This is a genomic window from Rhizobium sp. NXC14 (assembly GCF_002117485.1).
Classification (GTDB): Bacteria; Pseudomonadota; Alphaproteobacteria; order Rhizobiales; family Rhizobiaceae; genus Rhizobium.
This window is the reverse complement of record NZ_CP021033.1, coordinates 512,821-538,085: the sequence shown is the minus strand read 5'-3', so window position 1 is coordinate 538,085 and position 25,265 is coordinate 512,821. Positions and strand designations below refer to the sequence as shown.

The window sequence follows — 25,265 nt, the reverse complement described above, 5'->3', positions numbered from 1 at the left end:
GATAAGAGGATGCAGTTCCAGTCCTACTGGCACGACACAGCGCGTGCTTTTGCCGATGCGGCTCAAGGTCCTGTCGAAGGACATTATGATGTCGCCGTGATCGGCGCGGGCTTTACCGGGCTTGCAGCGGCGCGCCAGCTTGCTAAAGCCGGCGTCAAGGTCGTCGTGCTCGAGGCCGAGCGGGTGGGATGGGGTGCATCGGGACGCAATGGCGGCCACCTCAACAACGGACTAGCCCACAGCTTCCTCTCCGCCAAATCAGCGCTCGGCACGGAGAGGGCTATGGCGCTCTATCGGGCGTTCGATGAGTCCATCGATACGATCGAGGCGATCGTCGCCGAGGAGGGCATCGATTGCAATTTCCGTCGCGCGGGAAAGCTCAAGCTTGCCTCCAAGCCTCAGCATTTCGATGCCATTGCCCGCAACTTCGAGGCTGTGCATAGAGAGGTCGATCCGGAGACGGCGCTTCTTTCCGCGAATGACTTGAAGAGTGAGGTTGGCTCGCCCTTCCATGGCGCCATGCTCTCGAAAAAGAGCGCGATGATGCATATGGGCCGCTATGTCGCCGGACTCGCCGCCGCGGCCGTCCGCCACGGCGCCGTCATCTTCGAAAAGGCTGCCGTGACCGAACACAGGCAAGGCAACGGCCGCCACAGCCTGGAGACCGGACGGGGCACCGTCACCGCCGATCACGTGCTCGTCGCGACAGGCGCCTACACGCCGTCGCTCTTCGGCTATTTCCGCCGCCGGATCATTTCCGTCGGCAGCTTCCTGCTCGCTACCCGTCCGTTGAGCGACGCCGAAATCGCAGCGACGATGCCGGGGAACCGGACCTGTGTCACGTCGCTGAACATCGGCAATTATTTCCGGCTGTCGCCGGACAACCGGCTGATCTTCGGCGGCCGCGCACGCTTTTCCGCCACCTCGGATCAGCGATCGGATGCAAAGAGCGGCGATATTCTGCGCGCCGGTCTGGCTGAAATCTTCCCGCAACTTGCCGGCGTCGAGATCGATTATTGCTGGGGCGGGCTCGTCGACATGACGAAGGATCGCTATCCGCGCGCCGGTTACGTCGATGGCGTGTGGTACGCCATGGGCTATTCCGGCCACGGCGCCCAGCTCTCCACCCACCTTGGCATGATTATCGCCGACGCCATCATGGGCAAGGCGGACCGCAATCCGGTAAAGGGGCTTGATTGGCCTGCTGTTCCCGGCCATTTCGGCAAGCCGTGGTTCCTGCCGGTCGTCGGGCTCTACTACAAGACACTTGATCGCTTCATGTAAGCGCGGCGTGGCGAGGGCGGCTAGTCATTCTCGCGCCTGTGTCGCAAAATCTCGCAGCAGTGGGTGACAGGCAGAATCCAAGATCCCTGGCTTGCGATAGCGTTTAGGAAGGGCGCCGGAATGATCTCCCGGCGCCCTTTGTTTTCTTGTCGATCAGGAGAGTCCGCCGATGTGGAAGCTCTTCATTTCCAGATATTCCTCAATGCCGCATTGGGCGCCCTCACGCCCGAGGCCGGATTGCTTGACGCCGCCGAACGGAGCGACCTCGGTGGAAATGGCGCCGGTGTTCAGGCCGATCATGCCGAATTCGAGCGCCTCACCGACCCGCCAGGACCGCTTCAGGCTCTCGGTGTAGAAATAGGCCGCAAGGCCGAAGGGGGTGGAATTTGCAATGCGGATCGCCTCTTCCTCGGTGTCGAACCGAAACAGCGGGGCAACCGGTCCGAATGTCTCTTCGCTGGCAAGCTGCATGTCGGTCGTCGCGCCGCCAAGCACCATCGGCGCCGCATATTGATCGCCTGCCGGCACGGAATCTGCAGTAGAGAGGATCTTTGCTCCCTTGTTTACCGCATCCTCCACGTGCCGGTTGATCTTCTCGATCGCAGCTTTGTTGATCATCGGTCCGATATCCGTGCCGGCCTCGGTGCCTGCCCCGACCTTCATGGCCGAGACCCGCGCGCCGAGTTTGGCGGCAAAGGCATCGTAGACGCCAGACTGGACGAGAAGACGGTTGGCGCAGACGCAAGTCTGTCCGCCGTTGCGGAATTTCGATGCGATGGCGCCTTCGACGGCAAGGTCGAGATCGGCATCGTCGAAAACGATGAAAGGCGCGTTGCCGCCGAGTTCGAGGCTGAGCCGCTTGACGCTGTCGGCGGCACCTCGCATCAACAGCGAACCGACGCGCGTCGAGCCGGTGAAAGAGATCTTGCGGACGGTCTGGTTCGACATCAATTCGTCGCCGATTGCGGTCGGCATGCCGGTGACGATGTTGATCACGCCCTTGGGGATGCCGGCGCGTTCCGCCAGAACGGCGAGCGCCAGCGCCGAAAACGGGGTCAGGTCGGATGGCTTGATGACAACCGTGCAACCCGCCGCAAGCGCCGGCCCCACCTTGCGGGTGATCATCGCATTGGGAAAATTCCAGGGCGTGATGATCGCCGATACGCCCACGGGCTCCTTGAGAACAACGATCCGCCGGTCCGCGATAGGTGAGGGGATGGTCGTTCCGCCAATGCGGCGCGCTTCCTCGGAAAACCATTTGATGAATGAGGCGCCGTAGCGGATTTCGCCCCGCGCTTCCGTCAGCGGCTTGCCCTGTTCCGTCGTCAGGATCAGCGCCAGGTCCTCGATATTGTCGAGCATCAGGTCGTGCCAGGCTTCGAGCAGGGCGGCGCGCTCGGCATGGGTCTTTGCCCGCCATGGACCAAACGCTTTTTCCGCCGCCACGATAGCGGCCCGTGTGTCGGCTCCGTCCATGTCGGGCACGCTGCCCAGCACATGCTGCGTCGCCGGATCGATCACCTCGATCGTGCGCCCGGCTGCGCCCCCGCACCATTCTCCGTCGATGAGCCCCTGCTGACGCAGCAGGCTTGCATCCCTCAATCCGTTCATCTTGTCCTCTTTCATAAATACCTCCACAAATCCGGGCGCAAAGCCGCAGCGTGTTTTTGCGACGTGCTCTAGCCGAGTGCCGAAAGCACCGATGCCGTGATCGCCTCCGTCTTGTCTTTGCCGGGAACGGCGCCGATGCCTCGCGCCGTCGTCGCCTCGATGGCGGCCATTACGCTGCCGGCGGCGGTCGCCTCTCCGAGGTGTTCCAGCATCATTGCGCCCGACCAGATGGCCGCGATCGGATTGGCGATTCCGAGATGAGCGATGTCCGGCGCGGAGCCGTGGACGGGTTCGAACATGGACGGCGCCTGGCGATCAGGATTGATGTTGGCGGATGCCGCAAAGCCGAGCCCGCCCTGGATGGCGGCGCCAAGATCGGTCAGTATGTCGCCGAACAGATTGGATGCGACCACGACATCGAGACTATCAGGCGCCATGACCATGCGGGCGGCCATGGCGTCGATATGGTAGCTCGTGACTTCGACATCCGGATATTCCGCCGAGAGCCTGTGGGTGATCTCGTCCCAGAAGACCATCGAATATTTCTGCGCGTTGGACTTGGTCACCGACGCGAGTTTGCCGCGCCGCACACGCGCCTGCTCGAAGCCGAAACGCAGGATGCGTTCGACCCCCTTTCGGGTGAAGATCGAGGTTTCCACCGCCACCTCGCTGTCGGTGCCTTGATGGACGCGGCCGCCGGCGCCGGAATATTCTCCCTCGGTGTTTTCACGGATGCACAGGATATCGAAGTCTTGCGACCGCAGCGGTCCCTGCACACCGGGCAGCAGCTTGTGCGGGCGGATGTTGGCATATTGTACAAAAGCCTTGCGGATGGGCAGCAGCAGCCCATGCAGGGACACGGAATCCGGCACCTTGCTGGGCCAGCCGACGGCGCCGAGCAGGATGGCGTCGAAGAACCTCAGCGTCTCGATCCCGTCGGCCGGCATCATGGTGCCGTTTTCGAGATAATAGTCGCAGGACCAGGGGTAGCGGGTCGCTTCAAGAGAAACACCGCTCGCTCCGGCTGCCTTTTCGAGCACGGCCCAGGCAGCATCGGTCACGTCGCGGCCGATGCCGTCTCCCGGCAGAAGGGCAATCCTGTAAGTCTTCATCTGAGCTCCTTAAAGGCTGATGAGCACGCTCTTGCTCTTGCGGTTGGCGTGATAGGCTTCGCGGCCGAGGTCCTTGCCGATGCCGGACTGCTTGTAACCGCCGGTCGGCAGGATATGATCGCGCGACCGGCCGTAACGGTTGACCCAGACGGTGCCGGCCTGCAGGCGCCGGGTGAGGCGGATCGCCCGCGAGAGATCGCGAGTGAAGAGGCCGGCGGCCAGCCCGTAGGTTGGATGGTCGGCCAGCCTCAGCGCCTCCTCCTCATCCTCGAAGGTCTGTATGGTCAGGACCGGTCCAAAGATTTCCTCGAGAACCGCGGGCGATTCGGCCGTCACGCCCGAAATCAGCGTCGGCGCGTAGAAATATCCCTCACGATCGAGCTGGCGGCCACCCGTAAGGCATTCGGCCCCGCCGGCTATGGCGGCGCGGATGATACCGTCCATACGGGCGATCTGGCGTTCGGAAATAACGGGCGAATAATCGGTCGTTTCCTCCCAGGTCGGCCCCGGTCGGATTGCCGCCAGTCTGGAAAGCAGTGCCGCTGCGAGCGCGTCCGCCACCTTCGCGTCGACGATGAGACGAGATCCGCATATGCAGGCCTGGCCGGCATTGGACAAGATGCTGGCGGCGATGGCCCCTGCCGCAAGATCGAGATCGGCGTCCGCAAAGACCAGCTGCGGGCTCTTGCCGCCGAGCTCCAGCGTCATCGGCTTCACGCCTGTCCTGGCAATATTGGCCATGATCGCCGCGCCAGCCGCGGTCGAACCGGTGAAGCTGACCTTGGAAATTCCCGGATGCCCGGTGATGGCCGTTCCGGTGATCGGCCCGTCACCCAGCACGACGTTGACGAGGCCGGCGGGCAGGCCGGCGCGCACCGAAAGCTCGGCAAGATAGAGTGTCGAAAATGGCGTCATCTCCGAAGGTTTCAGCACCACCGCATTGCCCGCGGCCAGTGCCGGAGCAAGCTTCCAGCCTGCCATTGACAAGGGGAAATTCCAGGGTGTGATGGCGCCGACCACACCATAGGGTTCCGTCACGATCATGCCGAAATTCGTGTCGTCGGTCGGGACGAGATCGCCGCCTTCCTTGTCGGCGAATTCGGCAAAGAAGCGGATCTGCTCGGCGGTGACGGCGATATCGCCGGCGACGAGATGGCCAACGGGTCGGGTCGAGGAGAGGGCCTCAAGCCTGGCAAGTGTCTCCGCCTCGGCTTCGATCAGATCTGCCCAGCGCTGCAGCGCCTTGGTGCGCTCGCGCGGCCGCACACCACTCCAATTGCTTCTATCTAACGCCCCCCTTGCCGTCTCCACGGCTTGGTCGACAAGGGCTGCGTCGGCAAGCGGACAGCCGGCATATGCCTTGCCGTCGGACGGCCGGTGCATATCGATGGCGGCTTCGGCCGGAACCAGCCGGCCGCCGATGAAATGCCCCATGGGCAGGGAAATCGAGTTCGGATCGAAGCTGAGTGTCATTGCGTATCCTCGGCATGAGCTGAGGTAAGCCTAGCTGGGGAAAGCGAGCAGCATGCATCGACCGGCGGTGCCGGGGCGGCGAAAAATTGCGTTTTCGCCGCCGCCATCAGTCAATTCTACGGCGTCACGTCACGGTCACGTAGATCTTGCGCACCGTCTCGAGCGTCTTCCAGACGCCGACGAAACCCGGCTTCATGACAAAACTGTCGCCAGCCTTATAGACCACCGGTTCTCCGCCTTCCGGCGTGAGTTCGACCAGGCCGGAAAGGATATGGCAGAACTCGAAGGTCTCGCCCTTGATCGAACGGGTCTCGCCGGGCGTTGCCTCCCATACGCCGGTATGAACGGTGTCTGCGCGAGCAACATCCTGCGCCCAGGTCTTGAAGGTGGGGTTGCCCGCGATCAGACGCTCGGGTAGGGGACCGGACTCACGCGGCGCATGGGACGGGTTGGTGTCGATTGTCTTAAGCAGGGACATGACTTTCCTTTCGAGGTGTGGATGGTTGGTGAGATGATCAGTAGCCGCGGCTGCGATCGATCAGCCCGATCGGGTCGAGGCCCGCCCGGTGCCGTTTGATGTTGCCGATCACGGCGGCCGCAGCGGTTTCGGCTTGGGTGACGCTGGCAATATGCGGCGTCAGTAAAATCTTGGGATGGCTCCAGAAGGCGTGGCCGGATGGCAGCGGCTCCGGATCGGTAACATCGACGACGGCGCCGGAGAGATGTCCGGCGTCAAGGGCTGCGACGAGCGCCTGGTGATCGAGCTGGGCGCCGCGACCGACATGAACGAGTGCGGCCCCGATCGGAAGCCTGGCGAAAAGCTCGGCATCCAGCAAGCCGCGCGTCTCCCCGGTCAGCGGCAGCATGCAGACGAGAATGTCGGTGGTAGCAAGCAGGGTCTCCAGTCCCTCGCCGCCACTGAGGCATCGAACGCTGTCGATCTCGCGGGGAGTGCGGCTCCAGCCGGACAGCGGAAAGCCGAAGGGGCGCAAACTCTCAAGCACCGCGCTTCCAAGCATGCCGAGCCCGAGCACGCCGATGCGGCGTTCCGCCGCCTGAACGGCTGCGATCGGTTGCCAGATCCCGCGGCGCTGCTGGTCGAGATAGGCCGGCAGATCGCGATGGAGCGCGAGGACGGCGAGCGTCACATATTCCTGCATCATTCTGACGATGCCGTCCTCGACCATGCGCACCACTTTGACCCGAGCAGGCACGGCGTCGATGCGGAACTGGTCAATGCCGGCGCCGATCGAAAACAGGATTTCGAGGTTGCGGTAACGGGCGAGATCATCCGGCACGGTCCAGGTGATCAGGTAGCGCACAGCCTCCGGTTCGACCGAAGCCGGATCCATGGCGAAGGCCATGTCGGGCAGCTCGCGCGCGAAGGCGTCGGCGAATATCGCGCCGCGCTTCGCATCGGAATTGAAGAGAAAGGTCATCGCAACGGCTCCTTGATCTGACGTCAGGCGGTGCAACGTCGGGCGAGTGCCTCGATCATGCCCTGGCAGGCCAGGAGCTCGCTCGCTAGGATGAATTCGTCCGGTCGGTGAGCACGGGCGATATCGCCCGGGCCGCAGATGATCGCATCCATGCCGGCGCGCTGGAAAAGGCCGGCTTCGGTGCCGTAGCTGACGGCGGCGAGCGGCTCGATACCTGTGAGTTCGCCAAGCAAGTGAGCAAGCGGCGCATCGGCTGCAAGCGACAGCGCCGGATAGGCGCTGAGTTCGCGCCATTCCGACTGAAAGCCGCGTTGCGTCAGCGCGTCGGCCGTTGCTCGCAGCGGCGCCAGCAGCGTGGCCGGGTCGATTCCAGAAATAGCCCTGGCCTCGAACTCGGCTTCGCAGCTATCGGGAATGATGTTGACCGCCTGGCCGCCCTTCAATGTGCCGACCTGAAGCGAGGAATAGGGCGGTTCGAACACAGGATCGAACGGACCCTGCGTCAGCCGCTCGGCTACGGCGCTGGCGCAAGCCAAGACCTCGGTCATGGCGTGAATGGCATTTAGTCCCTGGTCCGGGCGGGAGGAGTGGCCGGAGCGGCCCCTGACAGTCAGCCGAGCGGCGGCCTTGCCCTTGTGTGCGCGGATCGCCCGCATGCCGCTCGGTTCGCCAATGATCGCGCCGAGCGGATGTGCACAGAGCTCAGGCAGGCGCGCGATCATGTGCGGAACGCCGCGGCAGCCTGCCTCCTCATCGTAGGAAAAAGCGAGGTGGATGGGCCGGCGGAGGCGCGCCGCCGCGAGTGCGGGGACGGCGGCAAGCACGACGGCGAGAAAGCCCTTCATGTCGGTGGTTCCGCGACCGTAGAGGCGGTCCGCTTCGGCGCGGAGACGGAACGGATCGCTGCTCCACCCGCCTTCCACGGCGGGAACGACGTCCATATGGCCGGAGAGGATGTAGCCCGGCGTCTCCCTTGGGCCGATCGTTACGAAGAGGTCCGACCGGTCGCCCTCGGGACCGGCAATCTCCGTGGCGACAATACCGTGGCTTTGCAGGTAATGCCTGATCCACCCAACGATCTCGCCGTTCGGCGTGCCGACGACCGAGGGAAAGCCGACCAACCTTTCGAGGATTTCAACTGCCTGCATGAGCGTCCTCGCCTCGCGGGATATAGAAATTGCACCGGCCCACTCGCGGGCAACGGCGCAGCCGGCGGTCGGGGTCTGGTCAATGACTGTAGGGACCCGGCCAGGCTTTATTTGCCGAAACTGCACCGGATTTGGACGATTGTTGTGTTTGCACGGGCTTCGCCAGTGAATTGTATCGCGCGATCCGTCCTAATCTCGACGAAGGAACTTCCGGGCGCAGCTTTCCCTATGGGGTGGCCGGACAACACCGCAGGAGGGCGGGAGTGAGTGCACTGACATCCGAATCCAGGTTGGTCGATAGTTTCGAGACGCGCATAACCGGGATCGACAGCGTCGATCTCGACAAACTGCATGCGCTTTCCATGTCCGTCGCCTGGCCACACCGCCGTGAAGACTGGCAATTCCTGCGCGAATTCGGGCAAGGTATTGCGGCCATCGATGAAATCGGTCGCATCCTGGGCTCTGCGATGTGGTTTCCCTATGATGGCCGGTTCGCCACGATCGGTATGGTGATCACCTCGCCGCGCCTGCAGGCCAATGGCGCCGGGCAGTGGCTGATGGGCCATGCGCTCGACCAGGTTGCGGGAAGAAATCTTGGGCTGAACGCGACGCGGGCGGCGCGACGCCTTTATCTGGCCTTGGATTTTGTCGGTGAGGCGCCCGTGTTTCAATGCCAGGGCGAAGCGACAGTGCCGCAGAATTTGGAACTGCCGGCCGGTGCCGCGATACGGCCCGTAGAAGCTGAAGATCTGGAGGCGATCGCGGAACTGGATCGCGTTGCCTTCGGCACGGACCGCACGCTGCTTCTGACACGGCTCATGGCACATTCCAAGGGCGTCGTATTGGTTCGCGCCGGCCAGGTCGAGGCCTTCTCGCTTTGCCGAAGGTTCGGGCGCGGCCATGTCGTCGGCCCGGTGGTGGCGGTCAGTGACGCAGACGCAATTGCCGTCGTTCATCCGCATGCGCTCGAACATGCGGGGTCATTCCTGCGCCTCGATACGCGCGAGAAAGCCGGAATATTTGCCGATTTTCTCTCCCGCTGTGGCCTTGCTGTCTTTGACTTCGTGACAACCATGTCGCTGGGCGACCCTTGGCTTCCAATTCCGGCAGGTCATGTGGGGCATCGGCCGAAAACCTATGCGCTGGTCAGCCAGGCGCTCGGCTGACGGAAATTAGGCGCCGGGAGAAATGGGCATGGCGGCCGAAGCCTAGATACTTTCGCGTCGGGTCGGAAGGAACGATATTGCCAAAGGCCTTGCGCCGTTTCCCGCCGGTATACGGTCTCGAGCCAGAACACCGTGTCATCGATCGGCAGGACAGGATGCCAAGCAGATGCTCAGCCGATCGAGCGCAGCCCGAGGTAGGCCGCCAGGCTAATGGCAGAAAGCGCAATGGTCAGACTCGGGCGGGCGTCGTCGAACATTGCCGCCAGCAAAAGGCAGAGCATCAGCACGACGGATTTGGCCCAGAGATTTTGGTCGGAGATGGTAAAGGCGACTGCCGCCAGAAAGACCGCGCTTGCGACGATCGTGACGGGAGCGGATTTTTCAGCGAGGTCGCCGCCGGGAAAATACGGCAGAAGAAAACGCCGCATGCTCAGGCCTGAAGCGACGCTTAGAAGAAGGCAGGTCAAAACAAGGTGCAGCATATGGTCGGCGCCGGTCGTTCTACAGATCTGCATAGAGACGCAATCTCCATGCCAGCCGCAAAATGTCCTGTAGCGGGGACGATCCAGGGTTTGCGTGGCTATTTCGGTGGCGTCTCGGTCTTTTTTTCGGCAATCACTTGGCTGTCCGGCCTGCCGATGGCGCGGACATCATGAGAAGGTCGCGCCCGGGAGCGATTCCGGTTTTTGCGCCTGTGTCTAAACCCGCTTGAGCTCGGGTGATGATTTTTATATAGAGAACGATGACTCGCTTTAATTCCGGAAAAGAGATTTTTATTGGACCTTTCGTCAATCGAGATATTCCTCGCCGTTGCCAGCGATCGCAGCGTTACGAAGGCTGCAAAGGCCGTCGGGCGGGTGCCGTCGAATGTGACGACGCGCATCCAGCAATTGGAGGAGGACCTTGGCGCTTGCCTGTTCAGCCGTGACGGGAAGAAGATGACGCTGACGCGGGAGGGCGAAACCTTTCTCGCCTATGCGAATCGCCTGATGGCGCTGTCGCTCGAAGCGCGCCAGGCCATGCGGCCTCTTGCCCCATCGGGAACATTGCGGGTTGGCACGATGGAGAGCACGGCGGCAAGCCGGCTGCCGGCGGCGTTGACGCAATTCAACCAGATGTGGCCCGACGTGTCGCTGCATCTGACGATGGGCGCGTCTCGCGATCTCGCCCGCGATGTTCTGGCCGATGCGCTGGATTGCGCGCTTATTGCCCGCCCACCGAAGGCGATGCGGGAGGAGGATCTGGATTTCGATGCCGAACTCGAAGCGCTGGAGATGGAGACGGTCTTCATCGAAGATCTATTGATCGTGCTGCCATCCGGGCATCCCGCCATCAAATCCGCGGCCGACCTGCGTGTCGGGTCGATCGCGGCTTTGGAACCCGGCTGCACCTATCGCCGGATTGCCGAAGATTGGGCGCGCAAATCGAGCGGCCTGCCGACGATCGAGCACGGTTCCTATCATGCGATCCTGGCGAGTGTTGCGACCGGCAATGCCGCGGGTGTGATGCCAAGGTCCGTTCTCGATCTCATGCACTGGCCGACTGCCGTTCAAACCCATCAGCTCGGGCCGGTCGAGACCCTGCTGGTTTACCGCAAAGACGATTGCCCTAGCGCCTTCAGTGCCTTTCATGAAGTGCTTGGCGCAACCAAAGGCAGAGATGTCAGGCTAGCGGCAAACTAGCTCCGGCGTCTCGTCCTCCACCTCCAGATAATCCCTCGCTCCCAATTGGTCTTCGCATGCAATTTCCCGTTTCACCGAAGGTAGGGCCGAGCCGTTTTCGCCGCTTTCGATTGTTTTCGCCCATTCTGGCCGGCGCGACGCTAAGAGAACGATTGATCGCCTGTTTCGGGGCCTTGCTGGGCATCGGTCTCACTGGCGTCATCAGCGGTTATCTGTTCGGTCAGGGGCCGCATCTTCCGCTGATCGTCGCACCGATGGGGGCGTCGGCGGTGTTGCTTTTCGCGGTGCCGGCAAGCCCGTTGGCGCAGCCATGGGCGATCGTCGGCGGCAATACAATTTCCGCCCTGATGGGGATTATTGCGGCATATTTCATTCGTGATCCGATCATCGCGACGGGCGTCGGCGTTTCGCTGGCCATCGGCGCAATGTCGTTCACGCGATGCCTGCATCCGCCGGGAGGGGCTGCGGCACTGACCGCCGTGCTCGGCGGCCCCGTCGTTGCCGGGTGGGGGTTCCTCTTTCCCTTCGTGCCCGTCGCTTTGAACTCCTGCATTCTCGTCGGGCTCGGGCTGCTGTTCCACAAGCTTTCAAGGCGGAACTATCCACATGTCGTGCCGAAGCCGGCGGAGAACACCCACCAGACGATCGATCCGCCATCCGCCGCGCGGGTGGGCTTTCGCGAGGAGGATGTCGATGCCGCCCTCGAAGCGCTCGATGAAACATTCGATATCGATCGTGCGGACCTCGGCAGACTGCTGCAGCAGGTCGAGCTGCAGGCGGCCATCCGATCGAACGACAAGATCAGCTGCGCCGAGATCATGTCGCGTGATGTGATCGCCATCGGCGAGACGTCCGAGCCGGACGCCGCGCGACATCTTCTTTTGAAGCATAATATCCGCACCCTGCCGGTGAACGATCGGGAAGGCCGTCTGATCGGCACTGTCGGATTGCGCGAATTGTTTGGGGGCGGCGATACGATTGCCCACGCGATCTCCAAGCCGGCGGTGGCAAGAGCTTCGGATCTCGCCCTGTCGCTGCTGCCGGTTCTGACGGACGGGCGCACCCATGCCGTCATCGTCGTCGACGACGACCACCGGATCCTCGGCCTGATATCGCAGACCGACCTTTTGAGCGCCGTTGCACGGCTGCTGCCGAACGACGGCGACACGATCGCGGCTGTGGCGTGAAACGTGCGGAGCGGCTCGGATTGCTGCCGGCCCGTCACGGCCGCCGAAGTGCCTTCGGCGTCAGCCCTTCCGATATGATCTCGGCTATGAGCTGAAGCGGATGCGGGATGCGCTCGTCATCGATTGCGTGCCGGCGCAGTCACCGGCGTGGTCGGGCGTCCGTTTGTCTCAAACAGGCCGCGGGCCGCCTGAACCATCGACTGCAGATGATTGGGATCGCGCACGCCCTGTCGGTAGAGCTCGATGATGATGCTCGCCATTCGTTCGGCTTCGTCGCTGTCTCTTGCCACTGCGTAATCGGCGCTGAGCTTGTCGAAGACGCGTTGGCAGGTTTCGAGATCGCGGGAGTCCAACGGCACCTGCGATCGGCTTAGGATCGTTTGAACCATCTTCATTCTCTCGGAAAAGGCCCGCCCGGCGTGTCCGGGCGAGCCTGAGACCCTGACTTAAAAGTCCATACCGGCGCCGGGCGGCATTGCCGGAGGAGCATCCTTCTTCGGCTTCTCGGCGATCATCGCTTCCGTCGTCACCAGCAGGCCGGCGATGGAGGATGCATCCTGCAGCGCGGTGCGAACGACCTTTGCCGGATCGATGACGCCCTGCGCGTAGAGATCGCCGAATTCGCCGGTCTGAGCATTCCAGCCATAGGAGAAGTCGCTCTTCTCGCGCAGCTTGCCGACGATGATAGAGCCTTCGGCGCCGGCGTTTTCGGCAATCTGTCGAGCCGGGGCCTCGAGCGCACGACGGACGATGTCGACACCCACGCGCTGGTCGTCATTGGCAGTCTTGATATTGCCGAGCGCCTTGACCGCGCGCAGCAGCGCCACGCCGCCGCCCGGCAGGATGCCCTCCTCGACCGCTGCGCGGGTGGCATGCAGCGCATCGTCGACGCGATCCTTCTTCTCCTTCACCTCGACCTCTGTCGAGCCGCCGACGCGGATGACGGCAACACCGCCGGCGAGCTTGGCGAGGCGTTCCTGCAGTTTCTCGCGGTCGTAGTCGGAGGTGGTTTCTTCGATCTGGGCCTTCAACTGGGCAATGCGGCCTGAAATTTCCTCCTTCGAACCGACGCCGTCGATGATGGTCGTGTTTTCCTTCTCGACCGTGATCTTTTTTGCCCGGCCGAGCATGTTGAGCGTCACATTCTCGAGCTTGATGCCGAGATCTTCGGAGATGACGGTGCCCGCGGTCAGGATGGCGATGTCTTCCAGCATGGCCTTGCGGCGGTCGCCGAAGCCGGGCGCCTTGACGGCGGCGATCTTCAGGCCGCCGCGCAGCTTATTGACGACGAGGGTCGCAAGGGCTTCGCCTTCGACGTCTTCAGCGATGATGAGGAGCGGCTTGCCCGACTGAACGACAGCTTCGAGGATCGGCAGCATCGACTGCAGGTTCGACAGCTTCTTCTCATGAATGAGAATATAGGGGTCCTCGAACTCGACCCGCATCTTGTCGGCATTGGTCACGAAGTAGGGGCTGAGATAACCCCGGTCGAACTGCATGCCTTCGACGACTTCGAGTTCGGTCTCGGCGGTCTTGGCTTCTTCAACGGTGATGACGCCGTCATTGCCGACCTTTTGCACGGCCTCCGCCAGGAAGCGGCCGATTTCGGCGTCACCATTGGCGGAGATCGTGCCGACCTGGGCAATTTCGGCATTGTTGGATATCTTGCGGGCGTTGGCCTTCAGTTCTTCGACGATCGCGCTGACGGCGAGATCGATGCCGCGCTTCAGGTCCATCGGGTTCATGCCCGACGTCACGGCCTTGGCGCCCTCCTTGACGATCGCCTGGGCGAGCACCGTCGCGGTCGTGGTGCCGTCGCCGGCGATGTCGCTGGTCTTCGAAGCGACTTCGCGGACCATCTGGGCGCCCATGTTTTCGAACTTGTCTTCGAGCTCGACTTCCTTGGCGACCGAGACGCCGTCCTTGGTGATGCGCGGCGCACCGAAGGACTTGTCGATCACGACGTTGCGGCCTTTCGGGCCGAGCGTCACCTTTACGGCGTTGGCCAGGATGTCGACTCCGCGCAACATTTTTTCGCGGGCTTCGACGCTGAATTTGACTTCTTTAGCAGCCATGTCCTCACTCCTTCATCGGCAGCTTGCGCATGTCGCCAAGTGTACAGCGGTTTTGCGAGGACGACATGCGTAGAAATTAAGATCTAAAGCGCGAGGAGCGAATCTCAGAGATCGCACCGCGCTTCAGCATTGATTTCCGACTTGATGGACTCAGGCGGCCTCTTTCCGCTCGCTCTGAGCTTCGATGATACCCATCACGTCGCTTTCCTTCATGATCAGCAGGTCCTCGCCGTCGATCTTGATCTCCGTGCCGGACCATTTGCCGAACAGGATGCGATCGCCGACCTTGACGTCGAGCGCCTGGATCTGGCCGGCATCATTGCGCGCACCGGGGCCGACGGCGATGACCTCGCCTTCCTGCGGCTTTTCCTTGGCGGTGTCGGGAATGATGATGCCGCCCTTGGTCTTTTCTTCGGAATCGACGCGGCGGACGAGAATGCGGTCATGAAGCGGTCGGAACGACATGTCTTCCTCCATAGACAAACAATGACGACGTTGTCGGCTCTGGCCGAACCGGATTGACGAGGTCCGGGTGCAAAGTCGCGCCTTGCGCGAATGATCTGGTTCGAGCGTTTTTCGATTTCAAGAGGAGCAGGAGAAAAATTAGCACTCTCTACCGGCGACTGCTAGCAGCTCTCCCCGGGGAACAGAAGGCCCACTGCTGCGTTCGGCATAATGACGATCTCGTCCCCTCGGCTCGAAGGCGAGTTCAAACTGTACATGGCTTGAATCCGGATGTCGGCGTTCCTAGCTCTCAGGCGATCGAGGCTCGAAGAGCTCGATCACCGTCCCACGTCTTTAGGAGTGAGTGACATGGAAGAGAAGACCAGTATAATCAAAGACCTCACTATCGAGGAACGCGAGGAGATCTTCGTCGATATCGCTCGCACGCTGGAGGATACGGCGCGCGAGGCGCTTGTCGAAGGCAATACGCACTTTGCCGTACTCTCCAACAACATGGCCGAAGCAATCCGCGTCAATGCCGACGAACTCGCTCGCGACGATCCCGAGAATGCCGAGCGCGTGTTGCTTCAGGCAACAGCCATGATCTCGCAGTTCGAGGCCGTGCACCCTTATCGCATGGTGAGCATGGCCGTTCACTGATTGCAGGCAGCACGGTTCGGCTCGACCGCCCGCCCGAATCAATCGCCAGCATGCGGAACTCTCGCCGCTGGCGGAGGTTATTGGATCACAGCATCGAAAGGTGATCCATGACCACTTCCCCAACCAACATGTCTCCCGAGAACGGAACCGACGATGCGCGCTCCTTCGACACGCAGCAAGCCGAGGCCGATCGCCAGGCGGCATTGGAAGCCGCTCGACGCAACGCGCGTTCGACGGTTGATCGCGATAGCGGTACTGAGACACCAAGCCTGAAACTCGCGAAGGAGTATCTCAGCCTCGGCGGGCGCCGCCGGTCCAAAATTGATGACAACATCACCACTGTTCGCCAATGGGAGGAGGATCCCCCGGCGGCCGAAAGCTTCTGGAAAGAGCGGGTGGAGACCCTCCCAAAGGATGAGCGCAAGCAAGTGGAAGATTTTCTTCCCACCATCAACACGCCTTGAAAGACGAAGCTGCGCTGAGAGCCGTCGGGAGCGCCGGAGCCAGACGAACGCTGCAAGGTCAGGTCGAAACTGGAGAAGATCATGGCCATAGACAAACACGAGCAGATACGGCGGCGCGCCTATGAAATCTGGGAAGCCGAAGGTCGCCCTGAAGGTTCGGACCTGCGTCATTGGATGCAGGCCTGCGACGAGCTGGCTGGCGAAGACGAGCATGAGACGCTGCAAGACCTGCTTGATCAAGACGACAGAGATGATGCGGCCTTGCTTCAAGGAGCCGGGGAAAGCGGTGACCTCGACCCGCCGCAAGCCGGCCTTGCTCAAGTTGCCGGGGCGACGACACCCGATATCGAGATAACAACGGGAGAGAAGCCTTCCCGGCGGAAAATCAGAAGGACCGAAGGACCGTAACCGCGATGCAGCATCTCGACCATGCCATGCAAATCGCCATAGAGGCGCATGAAGGGCAGGTGGACAAGACCGGCCGGCCATTCTTCGAGCATTGCCAGCGGGTCGCGCTTCTCGTGTCGGGAGAGGAGGCGCGAACGGTCGCCTATCTTCACGACGTCGCCGAGAAAGGCAGCGGCTGGACGCTCGACAGGTTGAGGGAGGATGGCTTCCCGCCGGCGATCATCTCCGCGGTGGATGCCTTGACACGGCGGTCCGAGGAGACTGATGACGAATTCGTCAGACGCGCCGCATCGAATCCGCTGGCCCTGCCAGTCAAACAGGCCGACCTTGAAGACAATCTCCGACAGGCCGAACAAGCCGGCGAGAAAACCGAAAAATACCAGCGCGGTCTGGATCTCCTGCACGACATCCGGAACGAACGCTAGGTCTGGGCGACGCCGAAATCTCAAGGAATGTCCTGCCGGGGTCGTCTTGCTTCACCTGGTATTTTCCGCGTCGCCCGCAACCGTTCTTCAACCATAGAACGTGGCGCACCCTGGCGCCGACCTGGGGTGAGGGGCGTGTTAACCCGTACGACTTATAGTCGCGTCCATGTGGACGAAGGGGGAACGGTCGTGTCCGGCGAATTGCACACAATCTTGGCAATGGATAGCACGTTGGCAGGCCTGCATGGCGTCGGTCACGCCCTTGAGCGGCATGGTATCGTGCTGCGCCTTCACCTCGATCGAGCTGAGTTTCACGATTTGGCCGTCAAAAGACCGCTGCCGGCGCTCATTCTGCTGGACGCCCTGTCGCCGGAGGGACGCGGTCTCGAAGACTGCCGGCGTCTCAAATCAAACCCCATAACGTGTGATATTCCGGTCATCATCGTGGTCTCGCCGGAGGATGAGGAGGGCAGGATCGGAGCGCTTGCCGCCGGTGCTGTCGATTGCGTTTCCAATCTTGTCTCCGCCGCGGAGCTCGTCGCCCGCATTAACCGACATATCGAGCTCGGCGCAGTCCAGGCGGACCTGCGGCGGCGCAACGAGCAACTCGATACGGCGCTTGCCAGCATGGGACAAGGCGTCTGCCTGTTCGACGAGGCCGGCCGGCTGCTGCTTTCAAACAACCGTTATGCCGAAGTCTACGGACTTGATCCCTCCGTCATCCATCCGGGACAGTCACTCGAAGACATACTCAAGCTGAGACAGGGGGTCGGCGCCGTTCCCGCCACCTCGACCTCGGAATATCTCGCCTGGGCCGAAGCGACCAACAGGGGCGATACGCCCCGAGACTGGATCAAGGAACTCAAGTCGGGCCAGATCATCCGCGGCTATCATCAGCGCACGTCGGACGGCGGCTGGGTATCGACCCATGAGGACATCACGCAGGCTTGGCAGGCTGAAAAAGCTCTTGCGAAGGCGCATGTCCAGGCAGAACGCGCTGAGCAGGAGGCGCGGGCGGCGCATGCACGTCTTCTGGCGGCTTTCGAAGTCGTCCCCGAGGGCCTCGTATTGTTCGACGAGGAAGACCGCTTCGTCCTGTGGAACCAGAGATATGAGCAGCTTTACGCCGAAAGCGGCGATATGCTCGTGAAAGGCATGCGCTTCGAAGACCGCCTGCGTGCTGGTCTCGAACGCGGCCAATATCCGGAAGCGGTCGGGCGCGAGGAGGAATGGCTGGCGGAGAGGCTGGCCCATCATGCAAAGCCCACCAGCAAACACGAGCAGCGCCTACCCGGAAACCGCTGGATACGGATCGAAGAACGCCAGATCTCAGAAGGCGGCAGTGTCGGCATACGTGTCGATATTACCGACCTTAAAATGCAGGAGGCGTCGTTCAGGCTTCTGTTCGAAGGCAACCCGATGCCGATGTGGGTTTACGATCATGAAACGTCGAGATTTCTCCACGTAAACCAGGCTGCCATCGATCACTACGGCTATCGTCTGGAGCGATTCCTGACGATGCGGCTGTCCGATATCGAGGCGCAGGAAAGTAACCCGCCGCAGGGCGTCGTTTTCGATGTCGAGGATCCTGCCTCGTCCCACTCTTCCCGCCATCTCAAGGGAGATGGCACGGCCATCGAGGTTACCGTCTATTCCACCTGCCTGAACTACAAGGGTCAGGCGGCATCGCTGATGGCTGTCGTCGACGTCACCGAGGCCAAGCGCGCCGAAAAGGCATTGCTGCAGCACCGCGACACGCTTGAAGAGATGGTGCGCTCCCGCACGGTCGAGCTGGCGCGGCAGACAGAAGAGCTCGAACGCATGCTCGAACAGGAAAAGCAGATCAACGAATTGCAGCGGCAATTCGTCTCGATGGCGTCGCATGAAATTCGCACCCCGCTTGCGGTGATCGACGGCGCGGCGCAACGGCTCATCCGGCGCAAAGAGGCAGCGACGCCGGAGTTTCTTTGCGAAAAAGCCGATCAGATCCGCGGTTCGGTTTCGCGCATGCTCGAACTGATGGAAAGTATCCTTGCTGCCGGGCGGTTGGACCACGGAAGGATCAATATCGTGCACAAGCCGTGCTCGATCGCGGAAATTATCGAAATCTGCGGCGCCCGCCAGGAGAGCATCCGGCGCACCCACCGTTTTCTCCTCGACCTCGATCGGCTTCCTTCGACCATTTATGGGGATCATCCTGCGCTCGACCAGGTCTTCAGCAATCTCTTCTCGAACGCCGTGAAATATGCGCCGGACTCTCCAAACGTCCACGTCACCGGATGGCAGGAAGGGGACAGCGTTTGCATCACTGTCCGCGACGAAGGCATCGGCATCGACGCCGATGACCTCCCGAAGATGTTCCAGCGTTATTTCCGCGCCAGAAGTTCCACCGGCATTGCCGGCACTGGCATCGGCCTTAATCTCGTCAAGCAGATCATCGAACTTCACGGCGGATCAATAGAAGTGGCAAGCAGTCGTGGGAACGGCACGACATTTACACTTCGGATTCCGATCGGCGCGGAGATGTCGGATGAACTGCGCGTTGCTGCTGCCCGCTAGGCAAGGAGGCGGGAATCAGGCCCGCTGGCGGAGGCGTTGAAAAAGGCCATCAGAAGCGTTGGCCTTCATCGCGCCAAGCGCGGATCTCCTCCGGCGTCGTGACCTGACGGCCGGCGCGCTGTGCCTTGATCTCGGCGACCAGCGCATTGATATCGTTTGACGGTGGAGTTCGGCAAGCCGGTCCGCGTCGATGAAATTGTCTTCTACTTTCGCGCAGACTTCCCGCATGATTCCTGGTGGAAAGAGGTGAGCGTCACCTTCTCGAGCGGCAAGACCTCTCGTTTCCCGCTCGTCAAATCCGGCGCGGCGCAGGGCTTTTCCATCGAGCCTTGCATAGTCGAATGGGTTGAACTACACGGCCTCATCAGGGCCGAGGACATCTTGCCCTTTCCGGCGCTGACGCAGATCGAAATCTGGGGAACGGAGGTGGCCGGCGCTGCAACCTTCGGCATCGATGATGAGGTCGGGCGCGCGCCCCTTCCTCTTTCTCTATGAGCCCGGGGCCGGTTTCGTCCGGGCCGCGCTCGGCGGGCTGTCATGCAGGCGGTTCCAGGCGCGACGGAGTTGCCGGGCCGAGCCGAAGCCGGCGCGCATTGCCACGGCCTCCATATCCAGCCTTGAGCCGGCGAGCATCTCCCGGGCGAGTGCTACGCGCATGCGGTTGACGAAATCCGTGACACTCATGCCGGTATGTTCGTTGAACAGCCGTGAGAGGTTTCGCGGGCTGGCGCCGCTGAGGCGCGCGAGCGAGGCTACCGACCAGTCGCGGGAAGGATCGGCGGCGACTGCATCCTGAACACGATGGATGGCCGGGTGGATATGGTTGCGGCCTTCGAGCCAGGGCGAAAGCTGCGGATCCGAGCCGCCGCGCCTGAGATAGACGACGAGATAGCGCGCCACCGCAAGCGCACAGGCATGTCCCGCCGCTTCGGCAACGATATGCAGCATGAGGTCGATGCCGGCGGTGATGCCGGCGCTCGTGAGGCGCTCCCCATCCTCGACGTAGAGCCGATTGTCCCGGATGCGCGCGGTCGGCGCAAGCCTTGCCAAGTCCTCCATGCAGCCGTGATGGGTGGTGCATTCGCGGCCGTCGAGCATTCCGGCCTCGGCGGCGAGCAAGGCGCCCGAGCAGATCGAGGCCAGCCGAACGCCCGGGCGAATGGCCCGCTTCAGCCAGGCGACGATCGCGGCCTGGGAGGCACGCTCCTTTTCGTCCCAGGGACCATTGTTTTCCATCGGCGCGTCGGCGCTGCCGGCGATGACCACAAGCGCACGATCGGGCAATCGCTCCGGCAAGGCGGCGACACCAGTCACCGCAAGGCCGATCGAGCTGCCAACGGTTGCCGACGGACCGACGTAGGTGACGCTGAAACGGACTGCCTTTTGTTCGAGGTTCGCCTTGCGCAGCACTTCGATCGGACCGGCGATGTCGAGCAGCAGCACGCGCGGCGGCACGACTGCGAAGACCGGGATATCGAAGGGCTGCGCTGTATCAGTCATGCCGCGAGTTGCTCTCCGCGCCCCGCCAGCGCCTGTTCGACGGTGGCGATCCGGGCGAAACGGCCCGACAGGACCAGTTCCGTGCGGCCCCGGATTTCCCCGGCGCTCCATGTGCGTCCCGATGCGTCGGTCATCGGGAAGGTCAGGGTCGCGTCGCCGACGTAGTCGACTTGATAACCGAGATCCGAGGCATGACGGGTCGTGGTCTCGCAGCACTGTTCGGTGCGGATGCCGGAGACGATGATGCGGCGAACGCTATTCTCGGTCAGCCACACGTCGAGGCCGGAACCGACGAGTGCACTATGACGGCTCTTCCTGAAGGTGGCGTCGGGAGCGATCCTGAGAGGGGCGAGCGTTCTGACGAAGCCCGAGCCTTCTGAAAACGGCCCGCGTCCATCGACATGAAAGATCTGGATGACGGGTATTCCGCGGGCTTCTGCGCCGTCGATCAGAGCCTGCTGGCGTTCAATATAGGCGGGTGCGAGGCTTTCATCCCAATAATCACGCTGCCGGAAGGACTCCTGGGCGTCGATGACGAGAAGAATGGTATCATAGCCGGACATTTCTTGCTCCTTGGATGTTGATGATGAAGCCATATTCGGCAATCTCAAGCCACAGGAAAATGCCCGCACTGGACAAATAGCGGACAATTCGCGCCAATGGATGCCATGAATGAGATTGACGCCGGAGGGGAAGGCGATATCCGACGCCTGCCGGCCTTGCATGCGCACGCTTCCGCCAAGCCCTCCGCACGTGTTAAGGGGGTTGGATGAGACTGCTTGTGGTGGAGGACAACAAGGATCTGGCGGCCTGGCTGGGCAAAGCCCTGCGGCAGGCGCAGTACACTATCGACCTTGCCTATGACGGCGAGGACGCCCAGCATCTGCTCAAGGTGGCGGAATATTCGGCGATGATCCTCGACCTTTCGCTGCCCAAGCTTGACGGGCTGACGCTTTTGAAGCGGCTGAGACAGTCCGGCAGCAAGCTGCCGGTCATCATCCTGACTGCGAATGCGAGCCTGGACGGCCGTGTGGCCGGGCTCGACAGCGGCGCCGATGACTATCTCGCCAAGCCGTTCGAAATCGCTGAACTCGAGGCGAGGATCCGTGCCGTGGTGCGCCGCGGCCAGGACCGGGCATCCTCCGAGATCACCGTCGGGAACCTGCGTTTTTCCGGCGGGACGCGGCAGTTCTTCGTCGCCGACGAACCGCTGCAATTGACGCCGCGGGAATATGCCGTTCTCGAACAGCTCGTCATGAAGCTCGGCACCACGGTCTCGAAAGCCGCCCTCTCCGAAAGCGTCTTCGGTTTCGACGACGAGGCCGATCCCAGCGCCATCGAAATCTACGTCCACAGGCTGCGCAAGAAGCTCGAGAACAGTTCGGTTCAGATCGCGACGCTGCGCGGGCTCGGCTATCTCCTCAGACATGTCCAATAGTGTCGTGACAAAGGCCGGCGGAACGATCGTGCGGCTCAGCCAGAGTCTGAGGGTGCAACTGCTCTGTTGGGTCCTGCTGACGCTCTTCGGCGCCATCGCCTTCAATCTCTACGACAGCTTCTGGTCGGCCGACGCGACGGCAAAGCTGGTGACGGATCGAACGCTCCTCGCCTCGGCGCGCGTCATCGCCGAGGCGGTGCGCGTCGACGAGGGCGGCAATGTTCAGGTGGATGTGCCGCCGGCCGCGCTCGAGATGTTCGATACCGGCTTCGGCGACCGTGTCTTTTACAAGGTCATCACCGCCTGGGGCAATCTGGTGAGCGGCTTTCCCGATCTGCCGCTGCCGGCCGTCCAGCGCGCCGGCGAGGATCGCGCCTTCCACGGCGCCGATGTGCGCGTCCTGATGCTCGATCATCCGGTCGTCGGTCTTCCCAACGACGGCACGATCTCGGTGACCGTCGCCGTGACGCATAACAGCCAATATGCGATGCGAAGACAGTTGTGGCTTTCGGATTTTTCGAAGCAGTTCGTGCTCGTCTTTCTCGCAAGCCTGGTGACCATCCTAGGGCTCCAGCGCGGCCTTGCGCCGGCGCTCAGACTGCGGGACGCGGTACGAAAGCGAGGGCGCAACCGTCTCGATCCGCTGCCGCCGGAGATGGTTCAGATCGAACTACGCCCGCTCGTCCATGCACTGAACGATTATATGGAGCGCGTCCAGAGTCAGATGGCCGCACAGCGGCGCTTCGTATCGAACGCGGCGCATCAGTTGAGGACGCCGCTCGCGCTGATTTCGACGCAGGCGAGTGTCGCGTCCCGCGAAGACGATGCAGCCCGCCGCGACGAGGCGCTTGCTGCCCTGCGCACCAGCACGCGGCAGATTTCGCGCCTGGCCAGCCAGCTTCTGACCTTGTCGCGGGCCGAGCCCGGCAGCCGCCGCCCGCGCAGCGATGCGACCGATCTCAGCAAGGCTGCCCGGGAGATCCTGGAGACCTATGCCGAAGAGGCGCTCAAGCGCAACATCGATCTCGGTTTGGAGGCGGACCGCCCCGTTATCGTCGAAGGCGACGGGACGATGCTGCGCGAGATGCTGGTCAACCTCATCGACAACGCAATCCGCTATAGCAAAGCCGATGGACGGGTGACCGTCGCCGTCGGTCAGGCGGGCGGCAGTGCCGTCGTCACCGTCGAAGACAACGGGCCGGGTATTCCCCAAGAGGAGCGCGAGCAGGTTTTCGAACGGTTCTACCGGATCATGGGAACGGAAAGTGAAGGAAGCGGTCTGGGCCTTTCGATCGTGCGCGAGGTCGTCGAAGGCGCCGGAGGTTCGGTTTCGCTCGGTGCTGCTGAAGGCGGCGGCCTCGTCGTGACGGTGCGGCTTCGGCTTTAAACAGGCGACACATCAAATGAATAAGGCCGGGCATCGCGCCCGGCCTTCGCTTCGATCTGCCTTGGGAGGAGGCGGATTACTGCGTATCGAGCTGCTGCTGCGGACGCCATTTCGCAAGGCGGTTTTCGATCAGCGTCATGATGTATTCGGCAACAAGGGTGACGACCATGACGAGGAGAATGGCCGCGAACATGCCGGCGGCATCGAAGGTGCCCTTTGCGATCGAGATCAACTGGCCGATGCCGAAGCGGGCGCCGACGAATTCGCCGACGATTGCGCCGATGATCGCAAAGCCGAAGGAGACGTGCAGGCTGGCGAAGATCCAGCTCATCGCCGAGGGAATGACAACCGTGCGCGTCACCTGCCAGTCCGATGCGCCGAGGATGCGGGCATTCGCAATCATGTTGCGGTCGGCTTCGCGCACGCCTTGGAACGCGTTGGCGAAGACGACGAAGAACACCATGATGAACGCAAGCGCCACCTTGGACGGTAGGCCGAGACCCATGATCATGATGAAAATCGGGGCCAGCACCACGCGGGGGATCGAGTTGATCGCCTTGATGTAGACGGAGAAAATGTCGGACAGAAAGCGGTTGCGGCCGAGGCCGATGCCGACGAAAACGCCGGTGATCGAGCCTGCGAAGAAGCCGATCAGCGCCTCCTCCATCGTCACCCAGAGATTATACCAGAGCGACCCTTCGGTGGTGCCTTCGGTCGCCCATTCATAGAGACGCTCAAGCACGCCGCTCGGGCTCGAATAGAAAAACGGATCGATCCATTGCATGTTGGAGGAGAGCTCCCACATGCCGATCACGAAGACCAGGATGGCGATCTGCCAGAAGCGTACGAGCGTGTTGCGCCGGCGTATCGCCTTCAGCGCGGAGGCTTCGATCTCGGCATCTGACGTGCCCGGACGAAACAGGGTGGCCGAACCGGCCTCGAAAGTCGTGCTTGCCATGATATCCTCCGTCAGGCCGCTTCGCTTGCGCGGCGGTAGCTGGTCTCGACCTCTTCGCGCAGGTCTTCCCAGATCGTCTTGCAGTAGTCGATGAAGCTCGGCTCGTAGCGGATCTCCGACACCACGCGCGGGCGGGGAAGGTCGATCGGGTAGACCGATTTGACCGTGGCGGGACCGGCGGTGAGCACATAGACCTTGTCGGCAAGCGCCACGGCCTCTTCGAGATCGTGGGTGACGAACACCACCGAGGCTTTGCGCTCCGCCCAGAGCTTCAGAAGTTCTTCGTGCATGACCGTGCGGGTCTGCACGTCGAGCGCCGAAAAGGGCTCGTCCATCAGCAGGATCTCAGGTTCGTTGATGAAGGTCTGTGCCAGCGAGACGCGCTTGCGCATGCCGCCCGAAAGCTGATGGGGATAGTGGTGGAGAAACTTCGACAGGCCGACGCGGGCCAGCCAGTCGCGGGCGCTCTGTTCCGCTTCGGCGCGTGACTTGCCGCGAAACAGCGGGCCGGCCATGACGTTTTCGATCACGTTTTTCCAGGGGAAGAGCGCATCCGTCTGAAACGTGAAGCCGACACGCGGGTCGATGCCGGCAATCGGACCACCCATCAGCCGCACTTCGCCGGCGCTCGGGCGTGCGAGGCCCGTCACAAGATTGAGCGTCGTCGACTTGCCGCAGCCGGTCGGGCCGACGACGGCGACGAATTCGCCCCGGGCGACCGTCATGTTGAAATCGCGCAGCGCAGTGAGCGACTTGCCGGTCGGAGAGACGAAGCGTCGGCTGACATTGATCAGCTCGATCGCCGGGGTCTGTTTGTTGTCCTGTTGCATGGTGATACCTGGGGC

The 25,265-nt window shown here is 62.2% G+C and carries 26 protein-coding genes and 1 pseudogene; 12 read left to right on the top strand and 15 right to left on the bottom strand.

Annotated elements, in window-relative coordinates:
• Positions 1 to 9: 9 nt before the first annotated feature.
• Positions 10 to 1,284 (top strand): FAD-binding oxidoreductase, encoded by a 1,275-nt coding sequence (locus NXC14_RS30555; protein WP_085781746.1) that lies wholly within the window; start codon positions 10 to 12, stop codon positions 1,282 to 1,284.
• 153 nt (positions 1,285 to 1,437) lie between these two features.
• On the opposite strand, the gene NXC14_RS30550 is transcribed toward NXC14_RS30555, so the two are convergent.
• The 6 genes from NXC14_RS30550 to argE all read right to left on the bottom strand — a co-directional run bounded on the left by NXC14_RS30550 (position 1,438) and on the right by argE (position 8,067).
• A complete protein-coding gene (locus NXC14_RS30550) occupies positions 1,438 to 2,895 on the bottom strand; it encodes an NAD-dependent succinate-semialdehyde dehydrogenase (RefSeq protein WP_085782067.1) in 1,458 nt (485 codons plus the stop codon).
• A 68-nt stretch (positions 2,896 to 2,963) separates the two neighbouring features.
• A complete protein-coding gene (locus NXC14_RS30545; RefSeq protein WP_085781745.1) occupies positions 2,964 to 4,007 on the bottom strand; it encodes a tartrate dehydrogenase in 1,044 nt (347 codons plus the stop codon).
• Between the two features lie 9 nt (positions 4,008 to 4,016).
• Positions 4,017 to 5,480 carry an aldehyde dehydrogenase family protein gene (locus NXC14_RS30540; protein ID WP_085781744.1) on the bottom strand — a complete coding sequence of 488 codons (1,464 nt, stop codon included), beginning with the start codon at positions 5,478 to 5,480 and terminating at the stop codon, positions 4,017 to 4,019.
• Between the two features lie 124 nt (positions 5,481 to 5,604).
• Positions 5,605 to 5,958, bottom strand: coding sequence for a cupin domain-containing protein (locus tag NXC14_RS30535; RefSeq protein WP_085781743.1), 354 nt, complete (start codon positions 5,956 to 5,958; stop codon positions 5,605 to 5,607).
• A 37-nt stretch (positions 5,959 to 5,995) separates the two neighbouring features.
• Entirely contained in the window at positions 5,996 to 6,919 is a 924-nt protein-coding gene (locus tag NXC14_RS30530; protein WP_085781742.1) for a glyoxylate/hydroxypyruvate reductase A, read from the bottom strand.
• Positions 6,920 to 6,942: 23 nt separating this feature from the next.
• Entirely contained in the window at positions 6,943 to 8,067 is a 1,125-nt protein-coding gene (gene argE / locus NXC14_RS30525) for an acetylornithine deacetylase (protein WP_085781741.1), read from the bottom strand.
• Between the two features lie 263 nt (positions 8,068 to 8,330).
• Between argE and NXC14_RS30520 the strand changes: the two genes are divergently transcribed.
• The gene (locus NXC14_RS30520; RefSeq protein WP_085781740.1) at positions 8,331 to 9,233 is read left to right on the top strand and encodes a GNAT family N-acetyltransferase; all 903 of its coding nucleotides are present in this window, start codon (positions 8,331 to 8,333) and stop codon (positions 9,231 to 9,233) included.
• On the opposite strand, the gene NXC14_RS33785 is transcribed toward NXC14_RS30520, so the two are convergent.
• Both NXC14_RS33785 and NXC14_RS30515 read right to left on the bottom strand, forming a co-directional pair.
• Positions 9,203 to 9,382 (bottom strand): hypothetical protein, encoded by a 180-nt coding sequence (locus NXC14_RS33785; protein ID WP_245362259.1) that lies wholly within the window; start codon positions 9,380 to 9,382, stop codon positions 9,203 to 9,205. The genes NXC14_RS30520 and NXC14_RS33785 overlap by 31 nt on opposite strands.
• 21 nt (positions 9,383 to 9,403) lie before the next feature.
• Complete coding sequence (locus tag NXC14_RS30515) at positions 9,404 to 9,715, bottom strand: hypothetical protein (protein WP_085782066.1); 312 nt, start codon at positions 9,713 to 9,715, stop codon at positions 9,404 to 9,406.
• Positions 9,716 to 10,009: 294 nt separating this feature from the next.
• Here NXC14_RS30515 and NXC14_RS30510 point away from each other — a divergent pair, with 294 nt between their 5' ends.
• Together NXC14_RS30510 and NXC14_RS30505 are read left to right on the top strand one after the other, a co-directional pair.
• Positions 10,010 to 10,915 carry a LysR substrate-binding domain-containing protein gene (locus NXC14_RS30510; protein ID WP_085781739.1) on the top strand — a complete coding sequence of 302 codons (906 nt, stop codon included), beginning with the start codon at positions 10,010 to 10,012 and terminating at the stop codon, positions 10,913 to 10,915.
• Between the two features lie 56 nt (positions 10,916 to 10,971).
• On the top strand, positions 10,972 to 12,102 hold the full coding sequence (locus NXC14_RS30505) for an HPP family protein (RefSeq protein ID WP_085781738.1): 1,131 nt from the start codon (positions 10,972 to 10,974) through the stop codon (positions 12,100 to 12,102).
• A gap of 116 nt (positions 12,103 to 12,218) precedes the next feature.
• Here NXC14_RS30505 and NXC14_RS30500 read toward each other — a convergent pair whose 3' ends face one another.
• The 3 genes from NXC14_RS30500 to groES form a co-directional block, all read right to left on the bottom strand.
• On the bottom strand, positions 12,219 to 12,491 hold the full coding sequence (locus NXC14_RS30500; protein WP_085782065.1) for a hypothetical protein: 273 nt from the start codon (positions 12,489 to 12,491) through the stop codon (positions 12,219 to 12,221).
• Positions 12,492 to 12,548: 57 nt separating this feature from the next.
• Positions 12,549 to 14,177 (bottom strand): chaperonin GroEL, encoded by a 1,629-nt coding sequence (gene groL, locus NXC14_RS30495; RefSeq protein WP_085781737.1) that lies wholly within the window; start codon positions 14,175 to 14,177, stop codon positions 12,549 to 12,551.
• Positions 14,178 to 14,327: 150 nt separating this feature from the next.
• On the bottom strand, positions 14,328 to 14,642 hold the full coding sequence (groES, locus tag NXC14_RS30490; protein WP_085781736.1) for a co-chaperone GroES: 315 nt from the start codon (positions 14,640 to 14,642) through the stop codon (positions 14,328 to 14,330).
• A gap of 348 nt (positions 14,643 to 14,990) precedes the next feature.
• On the opposite strand from groES, the gene NXC14_RS30485 reads away from it, so the two are divergent.
• From NXC14_RS30485 to NXC14_RS30455, 6 genes and pseudogenes are all read left to right on the top strand, one after another.
• Positions 14,991 to 15,281, top strand: a complete 291-nt coding sequence (locus tag NXC14_RS30485) for a hypothetical protein (protein WP_085781735.1) — start codon at positions 14,991 to 14,993, stop codon at positions 15,279 to 15,281.
• A 107-nt stretch (positions 15,282 to 15,388) separates the two neighbouring features.
• On the top strand, positions 15,389 to 15,745 hold the full coding sequence (locus NXC14_RS30480) for a hypothetical protein (protein WP_085781734.1): 357 nt from the start codon (positions 15,389 to 15,391) through the stop codon (positions 15,743 to 15,745).
• An 81-nt stretch (positions 15,746 to 15,826) separates the two neighbouring features.
• The gene (locus tag NXC14_RS30475) at positions 15,827 to 16,153 is read left to right on the top strand and encodes a DUF2934 domain-containing protein (RefSeq protein WP_085781733.1); all 327 of its coding nucleotides are present in this window, start codon (positions 15,827 to 15,829) and stop codon (positions 16,151 to 16,153) included.
• Positions 16,154 to 16,158: 5 nt separating this feature from the next.
• On the top strand, positions 16,159 to 16,578 hold the full coding sequence (locus NXC14_RS30470) for an HD domain-containing protein (protein WP_085781732.1): 420 nt from the start codon (positions 16,159 to 16,161) through the stop codon (positions 16,576 to 16,578).
• A gap of 219 nt (positions 16,579 to 16,797) precedes the next feature.
• Positions 16,798 to 19,137 (top strand): PAS-domain containing protein, encoded by a 2,340-nt coding sequence (locus NXC14_RS30465; RefSeq protein WP_085781731.1) that lies wholly within the window; start codon positions 16,798 to 16,800, stop codon positions 19,135 to 19,137.
• A gap of 156 nt (positions 19,138 to 19,293) precedes the next feature.
• A pseudogene (locus NXC14_RS30455) lies at positions 19,294 to 19,632 on the top strand (carbohydrate-binding protein); the annotation flags it as partial.
• Here the strand turns inward: NXC14_RS30455 and NXC14_RS30450 are convergent.
• Both NXC14_RS30450 and NXC14_RS30445 read right to left on the bottom strand, forming a co-directional pair.
• Positions 19,627 to 20,637, bottom strand: coding sequence for a helix-turn-helix domain-containing protein (locus tag NXC14_RS30450; protein ID WP_085781730.1), 1,011 nt, complete (start codon positions 20,635 to 20,637; stop codon positions 19,627 to 19,629). The pseudogene NXC14_RS30455 and the gene NXC14_RS30450 overlap by 6 nt on opposite strands.
• On the bottom strand, positions 20,634 to 21,200 hold the full coding sequence (locus NXC14_RS30445; protein ID WP_085781729.1) for an isochorismatase family protein: 567 nt from the start codon (positions 21,198 to 21,200) through the stop codon (positions 20,634 to 20,636). The genes NXC14_RS30450 and NXC14_RS30445 overlap by 4 nt, the downstream gene beginning before the upstream one ends.
• Before the next feature lie 206 nt (positions 21,201 to 21,406).
• Here NXC14_RS30445 and NXC14_RS30440 point away from each other — a divergent pair, with 206 nt between their 5' ends.
• Positions 21,407 to 22,075, top strand: coding sequence for a response regulator (locus tag NXC14_RS30440; protein WP_085781728.1), 669 nt, complete (start codon positions 21,407 to 21,409; stop codon positions 22,073 to 22,075).
• Positions 22,065 to 23,462, top strand: coding sequence for a sensor histidine kinase (locus tag NXC14_RS30435; protein ID WP_085781727.1), 1,398 nt, complete (start codon positions 22,065 to 22,067; stop codon positions 23,460 to 23,462). The genes NXC14_RS30440 and NXC14_RS30435 overlap by 11 nt, the downstream gene beginning before the upstream one ends.
• Before the next feature lie 76 nt (positions 23,463 to 23,538).
• Here NXC14_RS30435 and NXC14_RS30430 read toward each other — a convergent pair whose 3' ends face one another.
• A complete protein-coding gene (locus NXC14_RS30430) occupies positions 23,539 to 24,420 on the bottom strand; it encodes an ABC transporter permease (protein WP_085781726.1) in 882 nt (293 codons plus the stop codon).
• A gap of 11 nt (positions 24,421 to 24,431) precedes the next feature.
• Positions 24,432 to 25,250: an ABC transporter ATP-binding protein gene (locus NXC14_RS30425; protein WP_085781725.1), complete on the bottom strand. Its 819-nt coding sequence runs from the start codon at positions 25,248 to 25,250 to the stop codon at positions 24,432 to 24,434.
• Positions 25,251 to 25,265: the final 15 nt, after the last annotated feature.

Excerpts from the sequence above, each read along its gene's own strand:
- NXC14_RS30515 (WP_085782066.1), bottom strand. The coding sequence starts at position 9,715 with ATGCTGCACCTTGTTTTGACCTGCCTTCTTCTAAGCGTCGCTTCAGGC.
- NXC14_RS30550 (WP_085782067.1), bottom strand. The coding sequence starts at position 2,895 with ATGAACGGATTGAGGGATGCAAGCCTGCTGCGTCAGCAGGGGCTCATC.
- NXC14_RS30530 (WP_085781742.1), bottom strand. The coding sequence starts at position 6,919 with ATGACCTTTCTCTTCAATTCCGATGCGAAGCGCGGCGCGATATTCGCC.
- NXC14_RS30440 (WP_085781728.1), top strand. The coding sequence starts at position 21,407 with ATGAGACTGCTTGTGGTGGAGGACAACAAGGATCTGGCGGCCTGGCTG.
- NXC14_RS30555 (WP_085781746.1), top strand. The coding sequence starts at position 10 with ATGCAGTTCCAGTCCTACTGGCACGACACAGCGCGTGCTTTTGCCGAT.
- NXC14_RS30480 (WP_085781734.1), top strand. The coding sequence starts at position 15,389 with ATGACCACTTCCCCAACCAACATGTCTCCCGAGAACGGAACCGACGAT.
- NXC14_RS30450 (WP_085781730.1), bottom strand. The coding sequence starts at position 20,637 with ATGACTGATACAGCGCAGCCCTTCGATATCCCGGTCTTCGCAGTCGTG.
- groES (WP_085781736.1), bottom strand. The coding sequence starts at position 14,642 with ATGTCGTTCCGACCGCTTCATGACCGCATTCTCGTCCGCCGCGTCGAT.
- NXC14_RS30465 (WP_085781731.1), top strand. The coding sequence starts at position 16,798 with ATGGATAGCACGTTGGCAGGCCTGCATGGCGTCGGTCACGCCCTTGAG.
- NXC14_RS30475 (WP_085781733.1), top strand. The coding sequence starts at position 15,827 with ATGGCCATAGACAAACACGAGCAGATACGGCGGCGCGCCTATGAAATC.
- NXC14_RS30485 (WP_085781735.1), top strand. The coding sequence starts at position 14,991 with ATGGAAGAGAAGACCAGTATAATCAAAGACCTCACTATCGAGGAACGC.
- NXC14_RS30425 (WP_085781725.1), bottom strand. The coding sequence starts at position 25,250 with ATGCAACAGGACAACAAACAGACCCCGGCGATCGAGCTGATCAATGTC.
- NXC14_RS30445 (WP_085781729.1), bottom strand. The coding sequence starts at position 21,200 with ATGTCCGGCTATGATACCATTCTTCTCGTCATCGACGCCCAGGAGTCC.
- NXC14_RS30435 (WP_085781727.1), top strand. The coding sequence starts at position 22,065 with ATGTCCAATAGTGTCGTGACAAAGGCCGGCGGAACGATCGTGCGGCTC.
- NXC14_RS30430 (WP_085781726.1), bottom strand. The coding sequence starts at position 24,420 with ATGGCAAGCACGACTTTCGAGGCCGGTTCGGCCACCCTGTTTCGTCCG.
- NXC14_RS30505 (WP_085781738.1), top strand. The coding sequence starts at position 10,972 with ATGCAATTTCCCGTTTCACCGAAGGTAGGGCCGAGCCGTTTTCGCCGC.
- NXC14_RS30540 (WP_085781744.1), bottom strand. The coding sequence starts at position 5,480 with ATGACACTCAGCTTCGATCCGAACTCGATTTCCCTGCCCATGGGGCAT.
- NXC14_RS30545 (WP_085781745.1), bottom strand. The coding sequence starts at position 4,007 with ATGAAGACTTACAGGATTGCCCTTCTGCCGGGAGACGGCATCGGCCGC.
- NXC14_RS30535 (WP_085781743.1), bottom strand. The coding sequence starts at position 5,958 with ATGTCCCTGCTTAAGACAATCGACACCAACCCGTCCCATGCGCCGCGT.
- groL (WP_085781737.1), bottom strand. The coding sequence starts at position 14,177 with ATGGCTGCTAAAGAAGTCAAATTCAGCGTCGAAGCCCGCGAAAAAATG.
- NXC14_RS30470 (WP_085781732.1), top strand. The coding sequence starts at position 16,159 with ATGCAGCATCTCGACCATGCCATGCAAATCGCCATAGAGGCGCATGAA.
- NXC14_RS30500 (WP_085782065.1), bottom strand. The coding sequence starts at position 12,491 with ATGGTTCAAACGATCCTAAGCCGATCGCAGGTGCCGTTGGACTCCCGC.
- argE (WP_085781741.1), bottom strand. The coding sequence starts at position 8,067 with ATGCAGGCAGTTGAAATCCTCGAAAGGTTGGTCGGCTTTCCCTCGGTC.